At 57.5% G+C, this 19,582-nt stretch carries 17 protein-coding genes and 2 pseudogenes; 10 read left to right on the top strand and 9 right to left on the bottom strand.

The features are described 5' to 3' along the window. Positions 1-374: hypothetical protein (locus B7444_RS17135; protein ID WP_252365376.1), on the top strand; the 374-nt coding region annotated here is incomplete at its 5' end. Between the two features lie 134 nt (positions 375-508). Here the strand turns inward: B7444_RS17135 and B7444_RS07440 are convergent. Continuing rightward, the gene (locus tag B7444_RS07440) at positions 509-1,477 is read right to left on the bottom strand and encodes a hydroxyacid dehydrogenase (RefSeq protein ID WP_035729099.1); all 969 of its coding nucleotides are present in this window, start codon (positions 1,475-1,477) and stop codon (positions 509-511) included. Positions 1,478-1,521: 44 nt separating this feature from the next. Beyond that, positions 1,522-2,430 (bottom strand): LysR family transcriptional regulator, encoded by a 909-nt coding sequence (locus tag B7444_RS07435; RefSeq protein WP_015074395.1) that lies wholly within the window; start codon positions 2,428-2,430, stop codon positions 1,522-1,524. Between the two features lie 489 nt (positions 2,431-2,919). Between B7444_RS07435 and B7444_RS07430 the strand changes: the two genes are divergently transcribed. Genes B7444_RS07430 through B7444_RS07395 form a run of 8 tightly spaced genes read left to right on the top strand, consistent with a single transcriptional unit; the run spans position 2,920 to position 11,142 of the window. Then, entirely contained in the window at positions 2,920-5,187 is a 2,268-nt protein-coding gene (locus B7444_RS07430; RefSeq protein ID WP_080578948.1) for a TonB-dependent receptor plug domain-containing protein, read from the top strand. Positions 5,188-5,213: 26 nt separating this feature from the next. Further along, on the top strand, positions 5,214-6,467 hold the full coding sequence (locus tag B7444_RS07425) for an MFS transporter (protein WP_035729104.1): 1,254 nt from the start codon (positions 5,214-5,216) through the stop codon (positions 6,465-6,467). After that, positions 6,464-7,096: a 5-oxoprolinase subunit PxpB gene (gene pxpB, locus B7444_RS07420; RefSeq protein WP_035729106.1), complete on the top strand. Its 633-nt coding sequence runs from the start codon at positions 6,464-6,466 to the stop codon at positions 7,094-7,096. Before B7444_RS07425 ends, pxpB begins: the two co-directional genes overlap by 4 nt. Continuing rightward, positions 7,093-8,073 (top strand): 5-oxoprolinase subunit C family protein, encoded by a 981-nt coding sequence (locus B7444_RS07415; RefSeq protein ID WP_035729108.1) that lies wholly within the window; start codon positions 7,093-7,095, stop codon positions 8,071-8,073. The genes pxpB and B7444_RS07415 overlap by 4 nt, the downstream gene beginning before the upstream one ends. 45 nt (positions 8,074-8,118) lie before the next feature. Then, positions 8,119-8,883 (top strand): LamB/YcsF family protein, encoded by a 765-nt coding sequence (locus B7444_RS07410; RefSeq protein WP_035729113.1) that lies wholly within the window; start codon positions 8,119-8,121, stop codon positions 8,881-8,883. An 18-nt stretch (positions 8,884-8,901) separates the two neighbouring features. Then, the gene (accB, locus tag B7444_RS07405) at positions 8,902-9,390 is read left to right on the top strand and encodes an acetyl-CoA carboxylase biotin carboxyl carrier protein (RefSeq protein WP_035729115.1); all 489 of its coding nucleotides are present in this window, start codon (positions 8,902-8,904) and stop codon (positions 9,388-9,390) included. Continuing rightward, positions 9,383-10,741: an acetyl-CoA carboxylase biotin carboxylase subunit gene (gene accC, locus B7444_RS07400; RefSeq protein WP_015074387.1), complete on the top strand. Its 1,359-nt coding sequence runs from the start codon at positions 9,383-9,385 to the stop codon at positions 10,739-10,741. The genes accB and accC overlap by 8 nt, the downstream gene beginning before the upstream one ends. Beyond that, complete coding sequence (locus B7444_RS07395) at positions 10,738-11,142, top strand: acetyl-CoA carboxylase biotin carboxyl carrier protein (protein ID WP_035729117.1); 405 nt, start codon at positions 10,738-10,740, stop codon at positions 11,140-11,142. The genes accC and B7444_RS07395 overlap by 4 nt, the downstream gene beginning before the upstream one ends. 16 nt (positions 11,143-11,158) lie before the next feature. Here the strand turns inward: B7444_RS07395 and B7444_RS07390 are convergent, their stop codons facing one another. The 7 genes and pseudogenes from B7444_RS07390 to B7444_RS07360 form a co-directional block, all read right to left on the bottom strand. After that, on the bottom strand, positions 11,159-11,752 hold the full coding sequence (locus tag B7444_RS07390) for a winged helix DNA-binding protein (RefSeq protein ID WP_048855144.1): 594 nt from the start codon (positions 11,750-11,752) through the stop codon (positions 11,159-11,161). Positions 11,753-11,779: 27 nt separating this feature from the next. Next, complete coding sequence (locus B7444_RS07385) at positions 11,780-12,547, bottom strand: LamB/YcsF family protein (protein WP_035729119.1); 768 nt, start codon at positions 12,545-12,547, stop codon at positions 11,780-11,782. Between the two features lie 458 nt (positions 12,548-13,005). Next, a pseudogene (locus B7444_RS07380) lies at positions 13,006-13,849 on the bottom strand (transposase). Between the two features lie 207 nt (positions 13,850-14,056). Next, positions 14,057-15,634 carry a TolC family protein gene (locus tag B7444_RS07375; protein ID WP_371859464.1) on the bottom strand — a complete coding sequence of 526 codons (1,578 nt, stop codon included), beginning with the start codon at positions 15,632-15,634 and terminating at the stop codon, positions 14,057-14,059. A 74-nt stretch (positions 15,635-15,708) separates the two neighbouring features. Next, complete coding sequence (locus B7444_RS07370; protein WP_048855143.1) at positions 15,709-17,538, bottom strand: FUSC family protein; 1,830 nt, start codon at positions 17,536-17,538, stop codon at positions 15,709-15,711. Beyond that, entirely contained in the window at positions 17,519-18,568 is a 1,050-nt protein-coding gene (gene mdtN, locus B7444_RS07365; RefSeq protein WP_035729133.1) for a multidrug transporter subunit MdtN, read from the bottom strand. Before mdtN ends, B7444_RS07370 begins: the two co-directional genes overlap by 20 nt. A gap of 2 nt (positions 18,569-18,570) precedes the next feature. Next, positions 18,571-18,846 carry a YtcA family lipoprotein gene (locus tag B7444_RS07360; RefSeq protein WP_081759375.1) on the bottom strand — a complete coding sequence of 92 codons (276 nt, stop codon included), beginning with the start codon at positions 18,844-18,846 and terminating at the stop codon, positions 18,571-18,573. 192 nt (positions 18,847-19,038) lie between these two features. Between B7444_RS07360 and B7444_RS17130 the strand changes: the two are divergent. Further along, positions 19,039-19,234, top strand: a pseudogene (locus tag B7444_RS17130) (transposase); the annotation flags it as partial. Positions 19,235-19,582 lie beyond the last annotated feature (348 nt).

The raw sequence follows: 19,582 nt of genomic DNA, 5'->3' as shown, positions 1-19,582 counted from the left end.
TGCCGATCAACGTCGCGCACCACGCAGATCTTGAAGCCCTGCTGTGTGGATGCACCCACGCCTACAACCAACGCCGACAGCGGGCGTTGAACGGACTTGCACCTGCTGCAAAAGTGGCCGAGCGCCGCCGGCAACAACCAGGTCTCCGCAATCGACGCCACAAACCCGTCAAGGACGCAGAAATCATGGATGAGGCCGATCACATCATGATTTACGCCAATGACGTCTCACAACCTGACACTTTTCGTGTTGATGTGGATCATGGACTCTGCAACGTCGATCCGGCTCTGTTTGATGTAGGGCGGCGTTGTCAGATCGTCGCTGACGACCCTAACATCTTCCGTACTGACAAACGGGTTTTCGAGCTGACGTAACTCGCCCCGCTTTCACCCTGATAGAACCGGTCGAAAGCGATGGAGACGAAGCCCTGTTCGGCCAGCTTCTTCGCACAGGTCCCGGCCATCCGGCTCGAAAAGCACCGAATGACATTCCGGACTGCAGACAGGCCTTAAGATTTAATGGGAATACTGGGCTGCACAACATATTGCGGGGACTGACCAGTAAGGCAGGCCATCACCTGATGCGCGCATGTCATGGCCATGCGTGTCAGTGCTTCTTCAGTAGTTGCCCCGATATGGGGTGTCAGCACAACATTCCTGTCCTTCAGCAAAGGATCGTCCGATTCCGGCGGCTCCTGTGGCAGGACGTCGAGCAGTGCTGCACCCAGACGACCTCTCCGAAGGCTGTCTTGGAGTGCGCGGGTGTCGATCGCGCTTCCACGACTGGTATTGACTACTACTGACCCATCCTTGAGCATGTCCAGCATTTCCCGTGTCAGGGTCGGTTTTCCGGAAGCGTCCGCAGGGCGATGAAGAGACACCACATCGGCTGCATGCAAAAGATCCGGCAGATCAGAAACATTCTTCACCTGATGTTCGACAAAAACATCGTGTGGCACGCTGGGGGACCAGGCCATGACCTTCATGCCCAGCCCTTCTCGGGCAATCTGCGCGACGTGCCTGGCGATCGCGCCGAACCCAACAAGACCCAGCGTTTTTCCGTGCACTTCCATTCCAGGATTTTCATACCGGAAATCCCAGTTTCCCGCCCGGACTGCTGTGTCCGCAGCGCAGATCTTTCGAGCACCTGCAAGCATCAGTGCGATGGTCATCTCCGCGACGGACCGACTGTTTGCATTGATGGCCCTCGTCACGAGAATGCCGCGTTGTGCGGCCTCGTTAACGGCGATCCTGTTCGTTCCTGATCCGTGACAGGCGATGATTCGCAATTTGGGAGCCGCATCCAGCGCTGCTCCGCTGAAGCCGAGATCCCTCGTGATGACAGCTTCAGCGTTCCCGACTTCCGCGATGGTCGCTTCCATTGTCGGTGCGCTTGCAAACCGGATCTGGACTCCTTTTTCCTTCAGGAATGCCACGGCTTTCGGGTGAATGGGCTGGGTTATGAAACAGACAGGCATGACTCTTTGTCCATCAGTAAACTGGAAATGTGAGTGAGCCGCCCTCATCGCCCAGGCTCCTCGCCCGCGGTGAACGGGACGAAAACTTCATGCGCCAAGGCGGCTTCCTGCAGATGGAACAGCATCCTGTCCTTGACTGGGCTGGTCGGGCCCTTCGGGGTCATGACGCCCAGTTCCCTGACCGGGGCATGATCGCCGAGTGGAAGAACCCGGATATTGGGCATGATGCTGACCGGGAAGATATGCGGAACTATGGCCACACCCATATTGCGGGCCACCATCTGCAAGATCGTATTCAATGCCTCCGTTTCCACGAGATCACCTGTGCTGATGCACTGGGACTTCAGGAAACGGTTGACGATCTGCCCCCCGAAGGATCCGCTGGCGTAGCGAATGAATCTCTGCGTGTTCAGCAGATGCCTCCAGTCTTCTCCGGAGATATTTTCCGGGGCGATCAGGACGTATTTCTGGGTCGCCAGTGTGGTCCAGTTCATATGGGCCGGTAATCCGAAAGGGGGCCTGACCATGACGCCCGCATCCAGTTCTCCTGCATCGATACAACTCAGCAGGACGAGTGATGCATCCAGCAGGACATGAAACTGTAATTCGGGCAGTTCCGTATGCAGAGCTGCGAGGGCAGGGGCTATAATCGTGGTCTGCGTCGTAGAAATCGTTCCGATACGGAGAAGCCCCTGAACCTTCAGGTCATGTGCTTCCGCCTTGAAGCCATCGTATTCCGCAAGGAGGCCTTCGGCTCTTTCAAGGGCAGCCTGACCTCGCGTGCTCAACGTGATGGAGCGCCCGGTCCTGCGGAACAGCCCATAGCCGAACTCCTGTTCCAGTCGCCTGATCTGCGCGCTGACGGCCGACTGCGTCAGCCGCGTCTGACGCGCGGCGGCGGCAAAGCTGCCCAGACGGGCAACGGCAACGAATGTTCTGAGCTCTGCAATCATTCAGGTTTCAATATAAATGCTGCTCGAACGAAAGATACAATCATATTTTTGAGGCTTGTTGCGCCGGTACGATCACGAAGGCCCGATCCCGAGCGTTCAGCGCCTCTTTGTTTCCCTGCCCCCCTGCGAAGAGCGATCCGCATAAAATTTGTTCCGGGAAAACATTACGTCTTCCGAATCCTTTACATTACGATATAACAACATATGTAATTTATATATATATATCCGTCATCTGGAGACGATCAGATGTTCAAAACGTACAGAATAAAAGCGTTCTTACTCTGTACCGGTGCGGCGGGTCTCTGTTTTGCAAGTCCGTCCTGGGGGGGAACCACACCCGCCACTGGGTATCACCCCCCCTCTAAGCGGTCTCCTGCCATTCAGAAGTCTTCGTCAGGACAGGTGCCTGCGCTTCAGCCGGCGCCCCACCCAGCGACACGCCCTGGCCGCCGGGTAACATCGATTGTCTCCCGCTCCAGCGGGGAGACGATGCGCGTGGCCGGGGTGACCTCGAATTCTGTGCTTTCGCCTGCCACACAGGTTCACAGCACCACCCAGGTCACGGTCGTTTCGGGCGAGCAGCTTCTCGCCACCGGACAGGCGAACGTCATGCAGGCACTGGCCCAGGCTTCCGCAGCCATCACGTCTCCGCCTCAGGGTGGTGTGGGCAACAACTCCTATGTCCAGACCATGCAGCTTCGTGGTCAATCCGCTGATGACACGCTGATTTTGGTCAACGGTCATCGCCGCCATATTGGTGCGAACTTCAATGCCAATGCTGGCCCGAACTGGGGCACCGAACCTGCCGATATCTCCCTGATTCCGATCTCGGCTATCGACCATATCGAAGTCATTACGGAAGGTGCTTCCGCGCTTTACGGCCAGGACGCAATCGCCGGCGCGGTCAATATCGTGCTCAAGCGCGATACGCATGGCGGGTCGATCAACTTCAAGAACAGTGGTTACTACGCCGGAGACGGGCAGGGCCTGGACGGTTACGCGAACTGGGGAACGTCTCTGGGCAAGCTTGGCGGGTATCTGGATCTGGCGGCGCAGGTGACACACCAGCAGCCGACCGACCGCACCGGAGCCTTCGTCGGGCAGCTCTATCCGGTCGGAGATTCCCGCAACGAAACCGCCAGCCGCGACGTCCAGCGCATGCTCGGCATTCCGAAGTCCACGCTGGAAACCATCAGCGAGAACCTGTCCGTTCCGCTGGGACATGACGTCAATCTCTACAGCACCTCGACCTTCGGCCATCGTCGCGTCAATGTCGCCGAGACCTATCGCAGCGCCGGCAACAGCCTGACCGACACAAATCTCTGGCCTAACGGGACCATTCCCTACATTCAGATGGACCAGTACGACTTCGAGACGGATAACGGCATCAAGGCCCACAAATTCGGCTTCTCCTGGGACGCCTACGTCAATTTCGGCCGTGATGACCAAAGCTATTCGACCGTGGGAAGCAACAACCTGTCGCTGGGCGAGAACGACAAGACCCGCTTCTATGATGGCAAGGCCATCACATCGGAACTGTCCACCGGCCTGCGAGGCTCGCGCAATTTCGACATCGGCCTTGCGAAACCGCTTTCCCTGCGCTTCGGTGGTGAATACCGTCGTGACACCTTCCAGATGACCCAAGGTGAAGAAGCCTCGTGGATCGGTCTGGGGGCGATGGATCATGCCGGCAATGCCCCTATGGCCGTTACCAATCGCGGTCGCGACATCTACGAAGGCAACGTGGACCTGAACTTCTTTCTGACGAAGAAATGGGAATGGACGATCGGCGGTCGCGCGACCAGCTACAGCCATCTGGCCACCGTCGAAACTGGCTCAATCGGGACGCGCTACAATTTCAACAGGAACTGGGCGATCCGGGCCAACATCAACACCGGCTACAGGCCTCCCACGCTCGGCCAGACCTATTATTTCTACAATGCCCCCTTCGCGAACTACGCGATCGACCAACTCCCCAACAGCAGCGCCGCGGCGCAGGCACTGGGCGCGGGCAAAATCAAGGGTGAGTATTCCCGCAGCTACAGCATCGGTGTGGACGCCACTCCGGTGAAGGACTGGCACGTCACGGGCAACCTGTATTACATCGCCATCAACGACCGTCTCGCCAGCACCACGACGCTGGGCGGTTCCGGCGTTGCGGCGATCCTCGCCGCCTCCGGTCTGGGCAACGCCACCTATGCCTCGTATTATACCAATCCCGTCAATACCGAGACGTTCGGCGGCGACATCAACACCGACTATACGCTGCACACGCCTCACGTCGGCACGTTCCGCTTCGCGTTCACCTTCAACTACTCGGACAACGAGATCCGCAGCCACAACAAGACCCCGGCCATTCTCGCCAATATGGGTCTGAACACGTTCAACAATTATGCCGAACAGGTCCTGCTGCGCTCCGCCCCCAAGAACCGCGAAAATCTCTCGGTCAACTGGACGCTTGGCAAATGGCATGTCTTCGTCGAGGAGCAGCGTTATGGCTCCATCGTCTTCATGGCCAGTCCGACGGCTCCTCCGCTTCAGCAGAACGCCGCATTCCTGACTAATATGGAAGTCGGCTACAAGATCCTCCCGCAGTGGTCGCTGTCCGTGGGGGCAAACAATCTTGGCAACAAATATCCGACGCGTGTTCCCAAGTCCGTTTCCGCTCCGCTGTTCGGCGCCTATAAATATGCCTTCTATTCGCCATACGGTTTCAACGGGGGAATGTACTACGTCCGGACTGCCTTCACGTTTTGATCGAGGCTGAGGAAAGGTTACGGCTCTTGCATTTTCCCTCTCTCCCCGCCACCGGGACGAAGCGGTCTTTCCGCTTCGTTATCTACGCCCTGACCATTTCGATGTGCGTCATCTGCTACGGAGACCGCGCCGCGCTCTCTGCCGGCATGTCTCAGATCGCCCATGAATTTTCCCTCACGCCGGGCCAGACGGGCTGGGTCCTGTCCAGTTTCCTGTGGTCGTATTTCATTCTCAATCTTCCTGCCGCGATCCTTCTGGATCGTTTGGGCGAGCGCGTGATCGGGGCTCTCGCCGTGGCCCTGTGGTCCATCGCCATGATCCTGGGCAGCCTGACGGCGACCGTTCCGGCATTCATCGCTACCCGTATCCTGCTCGGTGTTGGTGAAGCGCCCACTTTCGCCCTCGGAAACAAGGTCATCCGTGCCTGGGCCCCCGCCACCGAGCGTGGCGTCATGATGACGGCCTTCGTCTGCGGCATTCCCATCGGACTGGCCGCGGGTGCGGCGAGTGGCGCCTGGCTGATCGCGAATTTCGGCTGGCGCAGCGCTTTCATCTTTCTGGGTTGCCTCGGTCTTGCCTGGTCCATCGCCTGGTTGGTCATTCATCCGCGCGAGGAAACCGCCCGGCATGGTACGAACTTCGCCCTGCTGTCGGTCCCGACCCTGTTCGCGTCCGGCCCCTTCTGGGGCATCGTCATCGCCCAGTGCTGCGGCAATTATGCCAATTTCCTCCTGATGTCCTGGCTGCCGATCATCCTGCGCCAGACCCTTCACCTGAGCCTGACCGGCTCGGGCGTCTATACGGGATACTGCTATCTGGGAGCCGCCATCCTTTCCATCACGGCGGGGAAAATCGGTGAAAGCCTTGTGCGTGGCCATTCCCTGGTCTTGGGGGCACGGCGCAACATTGTCAGCGTCTATCTGGTTCTGGCCTCTATGATGGGACTGCTTCCCCTGTGTTCCTCCGGTCTGACGATGATCCCGCTGCTGGCGGTCTCCATGGGCTTCATTTCTGCGGGGCTGGGCGCGAACATGGCTCTTATCGCCGACCTGCTCGTCGAACATGAGATGCTCGGCTCCGTCACGGGGCTCATCCTGACCTTCAGCAACGGACTGGGTATTCTCGCTCCGGTCCTGACCGGTTATCTCCTTCAGGCTACCGGCAATTTCCACGGTGTCTTCTACATCACGTCAGTCATTATTCTCGCCGGAGCCATTGCAGCCCGGCTGATGCCGACCCGCGTCATCCACGGACGCAGACAACAGGATGCAAACGCATGAGCCGTATCAGCATGGCCGGTGCGGGTGCGCTGCTTCTCGACGCAGCCAATGGCCCGTTCAGCGACACGACCCAGCAGAAGGTCTGGACCGCCGCCCAGACCCTCATGGTCCACCCGCAAGTGATTCAGGCCGTTCCCGGCGTCAACAACCTCCTCGTGACTTTCGATCCCGTCACGACGGAGCCGGATGCCATGGAGCGCCTTCTGAGCGAAACATGGGCGGGAACCCCTGCCGGCGCCTTCACGTCCCGGGACATCGAAATTCCCGTCATCTATAATGGCGAAGACCTCGCCTTCGTCTCGCAGGCTGCAGGCCTGACCGAAGAGGAAACCATCGCCCTGCATAGTGGCGGCACATACAGCGTCGCGGCTATCGGAGCCATGCCCGGTTTCGTCTACCTCACCGGTCTGGACCCGCGTCTGGCGCTTCCGCGGCGTGATAGTCCGCGCCTGAAGGTCGCGCAGGGCTCCGTGTGCATCGGTGGGGGGCATGCGGGCATCATCCCGTTCGATTCCCCGTCCGGCTGGCATATTTTGGGCAACACGACCCTCACCATGTTCGATCCTGCCCGCGACGAACCCTGCTTCTTCCGCCTCGGCGATACCATCCGTTTCAAGAGAGTTTCATGATTGAAGTCCTGACCGGATCGACCCTGAACACTATCCAGGACTTCGGCCGCTCCCGCGCCATGACGCTTGCAGTAGCGCGCGGGGGCGCGATGGACAGACTGGCCCTGGCGCAGGGAAATCTTCTGCTCGGCAATGCTCCCGGGGATGCGGGCATCGAAGTTGTGTTCTTCCCCTTTCGCATCCGCTTCGACGCACCAACGGCCTTGGCCATCACCGGCGCCGAAGGCCTTGCCACGCTGGACGGACGGGTGCTGCCGGCCAACTGGGCCATCACGGCGCAGCCGGGGCAGGTCCTGACGGTCCAGGCTCCGTCCAGTGGTTCGCGCCGTTACCTGACCTTCGGCGGGGGCCTTGATGTTCCGGTCGTTCTCGGCGCACGCGCCACAGACGTCAAAGGCAATTTCGGGGGCTTCCACGGACGGCCGCTCCAAAAGGGGGACATCCTCGCGACTCTCCCTGTCTCCGCTGCCGGCATCCGTTTTCCGGAATATGGCTATGGACTGTCGCATCCCGCTCCGCTGCCCGGGGGGACGGAAACCGTCGTGCGTGTCCTGCCTGCCGCCGAGCATCACCTGTTCACGCCGGAAAGCCTGCGGATCTTTGAAGACAGCACCTGGACCCTGACCTCCAGCGCCAACCGCATGGGGTATCGCCTTGAAGGCGATACCCCAATGGCGCTGCATCACCGGGTCAGCCTGTTTTCGCATGGCATCATGCCCGGCACGGTCCAAGTGCCGCCAGCCGGACAGCCCATCATTCAGATGATGGACGCCAATACCTGTGGCGGATACCCGAAGATCGCCACCGTCATCGAGCCCGACCTGCGCCTTCTGGGTCAGACTCCGGTCGGACGGGCCGTCAGATTCGTGACGGTGAGCCGGGACGAGGCCGTCACAGCCATCCGCCGTGAGGCCACTGAACTCGCCGCGCTGGAACGCGACCTCCGTACCCTGCGTGCTGGTCTGCTCTGCGCCTGATGTCTCATAATTCTTCCACTGGCCTTCTCCAAGGAGCCTGACAGAATGTCGACCAGAACCATTGATCTGAATGCCGATCTCGGTGAAAGCTTCGGCGCGTACACGATTGGCAATGACGCCGCGATCCTGGATGTCGTGAGTTCCGCCAACGTGGCCTGTGGCTTTCATGGCGGCGATCCCGAAGTCATGGCCAGCACCTTCGCCACCGCGAAGAAAAAGGGCATCGCCGTCGGGGCGCATCCCGGCTTTCCGGACCTCTGGGGCTTTGGCCGTCGCGTGATGCCGTTCACGCCGGCCCAGATCGAACGTCTCATCGCCTACCAGATCGGCGCGGCGCAGGCGCTGGCCCGGTATGCCGGCCACAGGATCGGCCACGTCAAGCCACACGGCGCGCTGGGAAATCTGACCGAGCAGGACCCCGATGTTGCGCAGGCGATCATCAACGCCGTTCGCGCCGTCGATCCTGCACTACCCATCACGGCGATCGCCCTGAGCCATCTCGAACGCCTCGGCCGCGAACAGGGCATGACCATCTTTTCCGAGATTTTCGCCGATCGCGCCTATACTGAAGACGGCAAGCTCGTCTCACGCAAGGAGCCAGGCGCTGTCCTGCACGATCCGGATTTCGCCGCTGACCGCATTGTCCGCATGGTCAGGGCCAACGCGGTCGAAACGCGTTCGGGCAAGATGCTTCCCGTCCAGATCGACACGATCTGCGTCCATGGCGACAATGAGGAATCCGTCCAGATTGCACAGATGGTCCGCAGCCGTCTGGAAGAAAACGGCATTCCCCTCAAAGCGCTGACCTAAGCCAAGGATCCGATTTTCATGGAACTGGATCTCCAGCGTCTCGACGCCCTCATGGCCCGGATGCAAACCCTCGGTATCACGGAACTCGACTATCGCAACGGCGCGGAACACCTGCGTCTGGTCCGGGGCGTGGGAACCGTGGCCTCCGCACCGGTCGCCCAGCCGTCTTCATCCAGCCCGGCGACTGCGTCGATGTCTGCTCCGGCAGGGGCCGTGCAGCTACACACTCTGGTCACCGCGCCGGAACAGGCCGCTCCAGCGACCGAGACCATCGAGGCCCCGATGCATGGTCAGTTCTACGCCTCGCCGGCGCCGGACGCGCCGCCCTTCGTGCAGGTCGGAGATACGGTGAAGGAAGGGCAGGCGCTCTACATCCTTGAAGTGATGAAGACCCTCTCGCGGATCGAAGCCGAGTATCCCTGCCGTATCGTCGAGATTTTGGCACAGAATGCCCAGCCCCTCGAGCCCGGAACGCCGCTCTTCCGCGTGGAGCGTCTCGATGCGTGAGATCCGTCGTGTTCTGATTGCCAACCGCGGCGAAATCGCCCTGCGCATTGTCCGGGCCTGCCGTCTTCTCGGTCTGGAGACGGTAGGGATCTGTTCCGAGGCGGATAGTTCACTGGCCCATCTCCGTCTCGTTGACGAAGTGCTGTGCATTGGTCCGGCCTCGCCGGGACAGAGCTATCTCGACGGTCAGCGCATCCTGCATGCCGCCGCCCTCAGTGGTGCGGACGCTATCCATCCCGGCTACGGCTTCCTGTCCGAAAACGCCGATTTCGCCGAGGCGGTCGAAAAGGCGGGGCTGATCCTTGTCGGCCCCGGCGCGGACATCATGCGTCTGATGGGGGACAAGATCAGCGCCAAGCGGCAGATGCGTCTGTCCGATGTTCCCTGCCTTCCGGGGTCAGACGATGCCCTGCCGACCGGTCCGGAGGCCGCACAGAGCCTGTGCGACGGCATCGGCTATCCGCTGATCGTCAAGGCCTCCGGCGGCGGGGGTGGACGCGGCATGCGCGTGGTCTGGAAAGGTGAGGACCTCCTGACTGCGATCGAAACGGCCCGTGAGGAAGCCGGACGCGCCTTTGGTAATCCTGCCGTTTATGCCGAACGCTTCCTCCAGAAACCCCGTCACATCGAGATTCAGGTTCTGGCAGACACACACGGCCAGGCCATCTGGCTCGGTGCGCGAGACTGTTCGGTCCAGCGACGTCACCAGAAACTGATCGAGGAAGCGCCAGCCGCAGGCATCCCGGCGGAGCAGATCGCCGCCCTCGGCGAGCGCTGCGCCCGCGCCTGCGAGCAAATGGGTTATGTGGGTGCCGGCACGTTCGAATTCCTCTACGAAGACGGCGAATTCGCCTTCATCGAGATGAACACGCGCCTGCAGGTCGAGCATCCGGTTACAGAAATGACGACGGGCATCGACATCGTGCAGGAGCAGCTTCGCATCGCCATGGGCCGTCCCCTTTCGATCTGTCAGTCCGACATCCGCACTGACGGACATGCCATCGAATGTCGCATCAACGCGGAAAACCCCGAAACATTCCGTCCCGCGCCCGGCCGGATTGGACAGTATCGTGCTCCAGGTGGGCCTGGTGTCCGCGTCGATACGCATCTTTACGATGGCTATACCGTCCCGCCGAACTACGATTCCTTGATTGCCAAGCTGATCGTGCATGGTGCGGACCGCGCGGACGCCATCCGTCGTATGAAGGCCGCGCTCGATGAACTCGAAATCACCGGCATCGAGACCACCACGTCTCTGCACCGCCGCCTGATGGATGAACCCGGCTTCAGCAGTGGAGATATCAGCGTGCATTATCTGGAAAGCCTCCTGAAGCAGAAGGACGCCCCATGATCAGCCCCGAAACACTCGACGCCCTGGTCGGTCGCATGCGTCAGTACGGTGTCACGACCTTCGAGCAGCAGAGCGGAGGCACGAGCCTGCACCTCACGCTGGCGCCGGCCGGAGCCGGACAGTCTTCTTATTCGCCTTCCTCGGAACCATCGGCAGTGTCCGGTCCATGCGCTCCGGACGCGCATCTCACGCTCCGTAGCCCGGAACTCGGCATTTTCCGTCCCGGTTCCGTCCGGAGCGGGGATACGGTCAGGGCAGGAGACATCCTGGCCTTCACGGAAGTCGGCCCGCTGCGGCTGCCAGTTGTTGCGCCTGAAGACGGCACGCTTGTGGAGATCCTGATGCAGAACGGACAGACGGCTGGCTACCACGCCCCGGTGATGATCCTCCAGTCAGGCTGAGGCTTGCCTCCGCGTCTCAGCCGCTCGTTGGGGATCTGTCCGTCTGCAACGAAACGGCCGAGCGCGAGGCCTGTTCGTAAAATCCCGTCAGCACCCGCAGCGCCTTTGCCACATCCGAAATAGGTACACCGCCCACCTTCCGGTCTGAAGGCGCCAGTTCCAGCAGACATACACGCCGCAGCCGCGCATAATCCTGGCAGTACTGCCGTCCCCGTTCGGTGGTGTGCAGAAAGACTTCCTTGCCCTGCTTGCGCCGCTCGATCAGCCCCAACTCATCAAGCTTTTTCATGGAATAATTCAGCGGATGCCGTTCCGTGAGATTAAGGGTGAACATCAGGTCGGGAATACTTCTTTCCCGGTGACGATGATTAATGCTGTGCAGGATCAGGGTATCCAGAACGGAAAGCTCGGGCAGCCCAACGGCCGCCATGCAGCGCTGCACCCAGCGCTGGAAAGCGTTGTTCATGACCGTGAGCGCAAATTCCAGCTCGCTCAGATCCTCGTTCCCGGGGGTTGCCAGATGAGATGAGGAAACGATAAACGCCCGCTCTATCGCCGTCGTATCCGGAACTGGCGGGATATCTTTCTTTCTGCTTGAGCGAGATGACATAAGACCTCCTTGGGCGGGCGCGGTGGATCAGAAACGTGACTGCAGTTGCACCCCTTCCGCTTCAAGCGCCTCTCGGACCTTTCGGGCAACATCCAGCGATTCCGGATTATCGCCATGAACACAGATTGTATCAATCCAGGCGGGCAGCATCTTGCCGGTGCGGGTTTCTACGGCTCCCGCCTTCACCATTCGTACCATTCGTTCTGCAGCGAAAACGGGGTCGTGCAGCACGGCTCCATCTTCGCTGCGCGGCACAAGTTTCCCGTCTTCGGTATAGGCTCGATCCGCGAAGATTTCCGAAAGGATGGTCATGCCCCGTTCCCGCCCCAGCCGTTCCAGATGGCTGCGGGAGATCGCCATCAGCGGCAGTTCCGGTGCCGTCCGTTCAACGGCATTGAGGATGGAGGTTGCGACCGCCGGATCGCGCTCGAACATGTTGCCGAGTGCTCCATGGGTCTTGACGTAGGAAATCCGGTGGCCAGCATACCGGGCCAGCGCCTGCGCCGCCCCGATCTGATAGGAAATGATCCGCTCTATTTCGTCATGGCTGAAGGGCATAACGCGGCGGCCAAATCCCCATAGGTCCGGGAAGCCGGGATGCGCCCCGATCGCCACGCCTTTTTTCTTCGCGCTGGCGAAGGTACTGGCCATGACTTCGGGATCGCCGCCATGAAAGCCGCAGGCCACATTGGCGGATGTCACGATATTCAGCAGAGCGTCGTCATTGCCAATTTTGAACTGTCCGAAGCTTTCGCCAAGATCGGCGTTGAGATCGACGACGATTTTATCGTTCATGGGGCCTTGCCCTAAGGGACTGATCAGAATTGGACTTTATTCTATCATCAGAACATTCCCATCTCCTAGGCCCTTTATGGATATGCGACGGCTCAGCCGTCTGACGGGCAGATAAGTTCTCTTTATGGGACAACATGAAAATATAATATTTGATTTGAGAAAAATTTGAAAAGGATGATGGATCTATCAGAGTAAGGGCAAGTATCTGTGACCACATGTGAAATCAGGACGCCGGATTTCTCCGAAATATTCGCGGCATCATGCAGGATACGGGGCCAGGTGGTACGCACACCCCTTTTGGAAAGTCCGGTTCTGACTGACGGGCTGGGGGGACGTATTCTGGTTGAGCCGGAAAAGCTCCAGCAACCGGAAAGATCGAAGAACTGCTAATTGAAGAGCCTGCGGTCTGCCTTCCGCTCTGCGTTTCCAGCAGAGGGGAAGGCATTAACTCTGGATTGCTACGCCGCGGCGTTTATTCTCTGCAGGACCAGGAAGCGGCGCATATTGTAGATGATACTGGCCAATCTGATCTTCATGGTGGCTCGGGCAATTCCTATGGTTCGGACAACGAGCCCCGTCTGCGACTTCTGATCCGCAAAGACATGTTCAACACGCAATCGGACACCATCACTGGCTGCTGCATCTGTCGCTTTCGATTTCCGGACCAGCCGAAACTTCCGGTCGATGGAAATTTGGGATTTGTAGCCAAAGAAGGGACCGGCGAGATCCGTTGCGAGGATCGTTCCGTCATCCTGACGCTTTGCTTTGGTAATACTTCAAAGTCCAGCGTGCATGACGATCTTTATAAGATAGCGTTGAGGGCTCATCCTGCCAGTTTTGTGGGATCCGTCCCTCCCGAAGATCCGGTTTCTTAGCGTTGGTGTTGCGCTGCTTTGGAACTGCCATCAATGTCGCATTTAAGGTCTGGTTTGACATTGGCCAATAACCGACATTTCTTCGGGGGCACGTCAAACCGGTCAAACAGCCTTTCACTCGCACCACCTAGGTCAGACGTTCGTGAAACAGCCAGACCGTTTTGGCATCGGGTACGCGATCCGACAGCCCCAGACCAAGAAAACGCATGAAGGAGAACTGATCGTTGATCAGATATTCCGTCCGTTCGTCGGACAGGTTGTTCAGGGTCTGGATGACCAGAATTTTGAACATCAGCACCGGATCAAGCGGTGGACGATCGCCTTTACTGCCGTCTGCATAGGCCAGAGCTTTATCCAGGCCAAGACGAAATGCTTCGAAATCCACAGGTCGGAAAAAGGCTTCGAGTTGATCATCAAGCCCGCTCAATCAAGCAAGCCGATCTTCAATACCAAAGAAACCGGACTGCTTCATCATCTATTCCCTTCCATCCACGCAGGAAGAAATCATAAAGAAGAACCCAAAACTAGGAGTTTTCCAGCCCTTCACGTAACCTCTTCAGTCGAGCAAGCTCATTTTTGAATTCATAAAGAGGGGAATGTTTGGAGAAACGGAAAGCGAGACATAAATCTCTATTTATGGTGTCTCACTTCCACCTAACGACCCTGTTCCAAAAGCAAGTCCAGCCGCGGCGATTAAAGCCGCATAATAGGCATCTGAATGACTCAGTGTCGCATCCAGATACGCATTCTGCGCGATACTTGTCTGCGTCATGGAGCCTACACCGCTACGATAAGCTGCTGAGGATGCCTCAAAACTCGTCCTTGCTGCCGTCTCTAGCTTTGCTGATGCGGTATAGGCACTCAGGCTTGTACGCAGGGCATTTTCTGCAGCCACGATCTGCTTCACAGAACTGTCGACTGTCTGCTGCAATGTCGCATCTGCACTGTCAGACTGATCCTGGGCCTGCTTCAGCAGCGCTGATCGGGTTCCTCCGTCGAAGATGGGCACAGTAATCCCACCCAGGATCAAACTACTGAAGGCATTACTCGATAAGTTAAGGGTCGGGGGAGCCTCACTTCCCACTCCCGGCACAGATGAAAGTGCCAGACGTCCCGTCGTATAAGCCACATTCCCGGTCATGAAGACCTTGGGCAGAAATTCGCTTTTAGCTGCGCGAACCCTGCTTTTTGCCGCCTTCGCATTCGCATAGGCTGTAAGAACATCCGGTCTACGTGAAACGGCTTGCTGGACAAACGCGTCAGTAAGGCGGATGTCGTCCAGCCCGAGCGGACGACCGGAAATATCGAGTGTCTCAAGTTTCGTATTCGGCGAAATACCAATGGCATTCAGAAGTTCAAGCTCGGTATTCTGTTCATCGCCTTCTGCTTGTACAAGTCGCAGTTCAGTCTGTGCCGTAGCCTGCCGAGCCTGGGTGACATCTACAATGGTTCCTTGCCCCTGATGCAGCCTGGCGACTGCGGCAGATTCCACGAAGTGCGCATTATCCCGTGCCTTACGCAGCAGCATGACACGACTTTGCGCTGCGGCATGAGTGTAATAGGCCGTTGTTACTCCGTAGATGATTTTCTGATGAGCTGCAGTAAAGAGCACATTGGTTGCAATCTGTGCCTGCTTTGTGGCTGCAATGACGGCTTCACGTTTGCCGAAGTCGAACAGTAGCCATTCCATACCCAAAGTCTGGATCTCGCCAGCCCCCGACCTGCTGTTGCGGACACCACCCAAGGCGGTATTTAACCCATTCAGACCAGAGTTGATGGCGTCTTCAGCAATGCCTGCATTGCTGACCGACGGGTTCGCGCCATCATTGCGGCTATGATTGTATCCGCCGACAACTGTTGCAGTCAGGCGAGGCAAGTAAGCACTCTTTGTAAGTCCCACAGCCAGAGCGGCATCGCGTGCAAGATTCCAGGCACGCCTCGTTTCAGGATTGGTAGACTGCGCAATATCAATGAGTTCAGGCAGGGAGTAGGCATGCCCTGTTTGAGGAGCCAACTCTGGGACAGGGGGCCGTACATGGATCTGGCTATTGGAAGGCAGTGTGTATCCGGCGGGTACGGCCAGTGCGTGTGATCCGGGCTTACCGGACATCAGTTCCCCGTTTGCAGCCACATTAGGTTGCCAGGGCCTATCAGGGCTAGCAGGCGCTGTTTCAAGTTTCTGGGTCGCACAGCTGGACAGTAAAAGCGGCATTAATCCGCACGTAAAGCCGATAGGGCGCCGTCTGAAGTTGAGTAGCAACGGCATGAAGAATTTTTTGAAGTGAATCATGAAGCAATCTGTTCCAGTCGTGCCGTGCGATCGGCAAGGTCTGGCCGCCTGGGAGTTGCGAGCAATTCTTCAGTCAGCCTTGAGGCATCGCTTAAAGCATCCAGGGCAGCCCGGAGGCGGGGCTGGTCAGCGCGCATATGAACAGGCTCAGACATCGCATATTCCAGCGTTCGTTCGCTTTCCAGTAACGCAGATTGACTGAGAGCGGCAGCATCAAGCTGATTTTGGGAGCTCTGAGCCGTACCCTGGCGTTTCAGGCAATCTGACAGCTTGCGAAGGCTGGCTCCGAGATGATCATAGGCACTGGCAGGCCAGAAACTGGTGAACATGGCGTATGTAATGAGGTTGCCCAGCATGATACCGACAATGCGGTCCCGGGCGGTGGCCATGTCAGCTATTGGACCATAACCCTTCAGATCTGTCAGATAAAATGCCAGACCAATCTGAAAGCCAGCATAAGCAATACGCTCGTCGCCTGTCTTGACCCAGGCCCCGATCAGGGAAACAACAAAGACGAGTGCCAGAAATCCAGTGATACCATTCAGGTGCGGCATAACGGCGATAATAGAGGCGATCCCCAGCGTACCGCCTATAAGAGCGCCCGTGATGCGCAATGTCAGCTTTGAAATCATTTCGCCCATCGTAGGCAACGCTACGATAAAGCAGGTGATGATGCAGGTATGGATGCCTGGCCAGTCTAGAACCTTGAAGGTCAGATAACTCAGCATCACTGCAGCAGTCCCTTTCACTGCGAAACGAACATGGTCTGGATTGGTAAAGGCATCCTCAGAGAAGAAACCGGACTTTTTCTTTTCTGGCGATTTGCTAGAGACCGGGGCAGGTGGGGTTGTGAAATTTGACAGGAGAGCAGTTATTGCCTGTAGAGATGGGTGCTCCGAAGCGAGCACAGGGCTTTCGACTGCTGTGGGATAGTCACCGTCCGCAAAAATTCTGGCCATGCCTTCAAGTGTTTCAGTCAGACGAGACAACTGGGCCTGGGACAGTTTTGCCCTGCTCACATCATCAGCAAGCGCAAGAACGGCGACGCTGCTGTCGGCAGCCTGCCGCAAGCAAGCCAGATCATGAGCAGACCAGATCCTTTCAAGTGAGGCCATCTTGGCAGACTTCATCATGTCCGCCGTGCCTTCCCGAAGCATATCTATCGCTCGTTCCTGCGTGAGGGAATCAGGATTTTGGAGAAGGCGAGCAGCCATGTGGAGCCGGGCAGCAATGCTGTCCGTCAGGATTTTTTTGGGAGATGGGCAGATCAGAAGCCCCAGCACAATCATGACGGATCCTGGTACGGCCAGAAACAGATCCGTGTAGAGAAGGGCGCGTGTCACGACTTCTCCTACCGGGACCTGATCAATCGCGATCAATCCGTAAACAGTAATCAGACCGAGCATATAGGCCACAGGCTTCAGCTTACTGGCCGAACCCAGAAAGAAAAAACTGCATGACAACAAGGCAATGACGATGACCAATCCCATGGGGTGATCGAGCGTAAGGCGAATTAACCCATAGATGATCAGGAGCAGAATAAGGATGAGGACATTCACGGCAACCCCAGCCAAAGCATTGGTCACTCGGTCCTTTTGCCAAAGCGCCATTGTCACAAGAGCAGGAACCGCCAGTTCCGGAACCTGCCAGATCTCACCAATCAACACGGTCGTTGTGCATGCGGCTGCCATGCGTAGCGCATAGCCCAGCCGTCCGGGAGCAGGATTACAGACCAGTCGCCATATCCGTGCCAATCCCAGTCCTGGCCCTCTCACACTGGAAGAAGACGGGACAGTCACCGCTGCGTCAGGGACAGGCAGCGCCATGCCGGATCTCAACGGTTGCTGTAGCGCCCAGTCTCAGCAAAAGCGGGTTCGCCCTTTCCAGCTTGATGCGCACCGGGAAACGCTGGGCGACATGAACCCAGTCCATTTGACGCGGCACGATAGGTAGTGATCGGGCAATCCCAGCAGAATCTACAGACAGGACTCCCCAGCCAATGCTTTCGACGTGTCCGCGCAAAGGACTATGCCGGTCAATCATCGAATGAACGGTCACACAGTCGCCGATCTGGACGGAAGAAAGATTGATCTCGCGAATATTGGCGGTTGCGTACCATTCATCATCAGCAATGAGTGTGAACAGGACCTGAGAAGGTGCGAGAACTTCACCAGCTTTAATACGTAGACTTGTGACATAACCATCCACAGGTGCTTTAACCACAGTCTGGCGTAGCTCGTATTTTGCATGGTCTAGGGCTGCCTGACTGGCATCACGTGCAGCAAGAGAGCTTTTCAGATCTCCGATTGCTGTTGTTGCTGCGACAGACTGGTTTCTAGACTGCGACAGCGAGACTTCAGCATCGTGAAGTGCTACGCGGGCTTGATCGTACTGCTGCCATGGAATGTAGGATTGTCCTGCCAGCGGCTTCAGGCGCTCAACCGTACGTGCGGCCAAATCACGATTTGTTTTGGCGCGGATAACCTGGTCATTTGCTGTAGCGGCGTTCGACGTCTTGATACTGAGCAGCCGCGTCTGGTTTTCGACCTCCGCATTTGCAAGATCCCGATTGGCCTGAGCCTGTCGGACAGTCAGTTCGTAGGGCTCAGGGTCAAGCTGATAAAGGATATCGCCCTTATGGACATGCTGATTGACGGAAACACGCAGTTCCTTCAACCTTCCACCAACGGTGGAGGCGACGTGTACCATCTCTGCGTCAATGCTCCCGCTATCCGAAGACGGATGAGTGCTGTCTTCATGCGAAACATGGACGCCAAACAGAATGGCCGCGCTCACGCAGATGGCAGCAATGATAATACCAATAGGCTTTTTTCCTGAGACATGAATGCGCTGCATCATCAGGGCCCGAATACCAGCGTCCACACTGTCAAAGCGGCGATAACGCCCATTGCCACATACGTGAAGAGACGAAAGCTGAGGATGGCATCAAGGCCGGTCAGAAGAAATATCACTCGTAATCCGACAGCAACAGCTACACCGATGAGACCACAGACCATCCAGTCCGGAAAGTAAGCGCCTACAACGGGGAAAGAAGGCGCACCCTGTGGAGTACATCCTCCACCCGCCAATAAACCTGAGGCAAGGATTAGAAAACGCAGGCGGGTAAATCGCATGAGGAGTGTCAAACCTTTCTGCGTCCAAGAAACAGGACGCCAGCCTACCATATTCTGTTTCACACGGTACTCCGCTTCTTATGGTAGAAACTTAGGTTCAGAATCTATTAATTTATTAAATTGAGCGATGATTCACAGTTTCTCGTGGAAGATGATCCTGTGAGTGGTGTGTTTTTGCTGCCTGAGAGCTAGATAGAAAGGATTGCACCGTATTTTCCTCTGGCTCACGGCGTGCTGCGTGTGGATGACCGGCGCGTCCTGAGCGGGATCGTATATGTGATCCGTAACGGGCTTCAGTGGAAAGATGCGCCCGAAGCGTATGGTCTGCACAAAACCTTATAACCAGGTTATCCGTTGGAGCCGTCTGGGTGTTTCCGACCGGATCTTTGCGGCTTCTTAGGCCCGTCTATAACTTTCACCGGAACGAGCAGGGCAGCCCCGCCGCTTACTATGTTGCCGCACGGGGGAGGGAGCGGAATTATTGTTCGCACGCCCCATTAATCTGCTCCAAAAGAACTATGTTATCACTGGATAACACTGCAACCTCGTAATTTCAGATAAATGCGATGACACTAAACTTGTGGCGATGCGATAGTATAACTTCAATAAGGTACGACGTCTAACTGCGAGATTATGTCCGCGTTGGAGAAAATGCCGGAATCAGACCGGAGGCAGCAGGTTCACTTTCGCTTAATTCTGTTGAAAAAGTCGCATGCTGTGTCGAGTGGATCGGGGC

It is taken from the genome of Gluconobacter thailandicus F149-1 = NBRC 100600 (genome assembly GCF_000964465.1).
GTDB classification, from domain to species: Bacteria; Pseudomonadota; Alphaproteobacteria; order Acetobacterales; family Acetobacteraceae; genus Gluconobacter; species Gluconobacter thailandicus.
The sequence above is the reverse complement of the archived record's forward strand: the minus strand, read 5'-3'. Positions and strand labels throughout refer to the sequence as shown.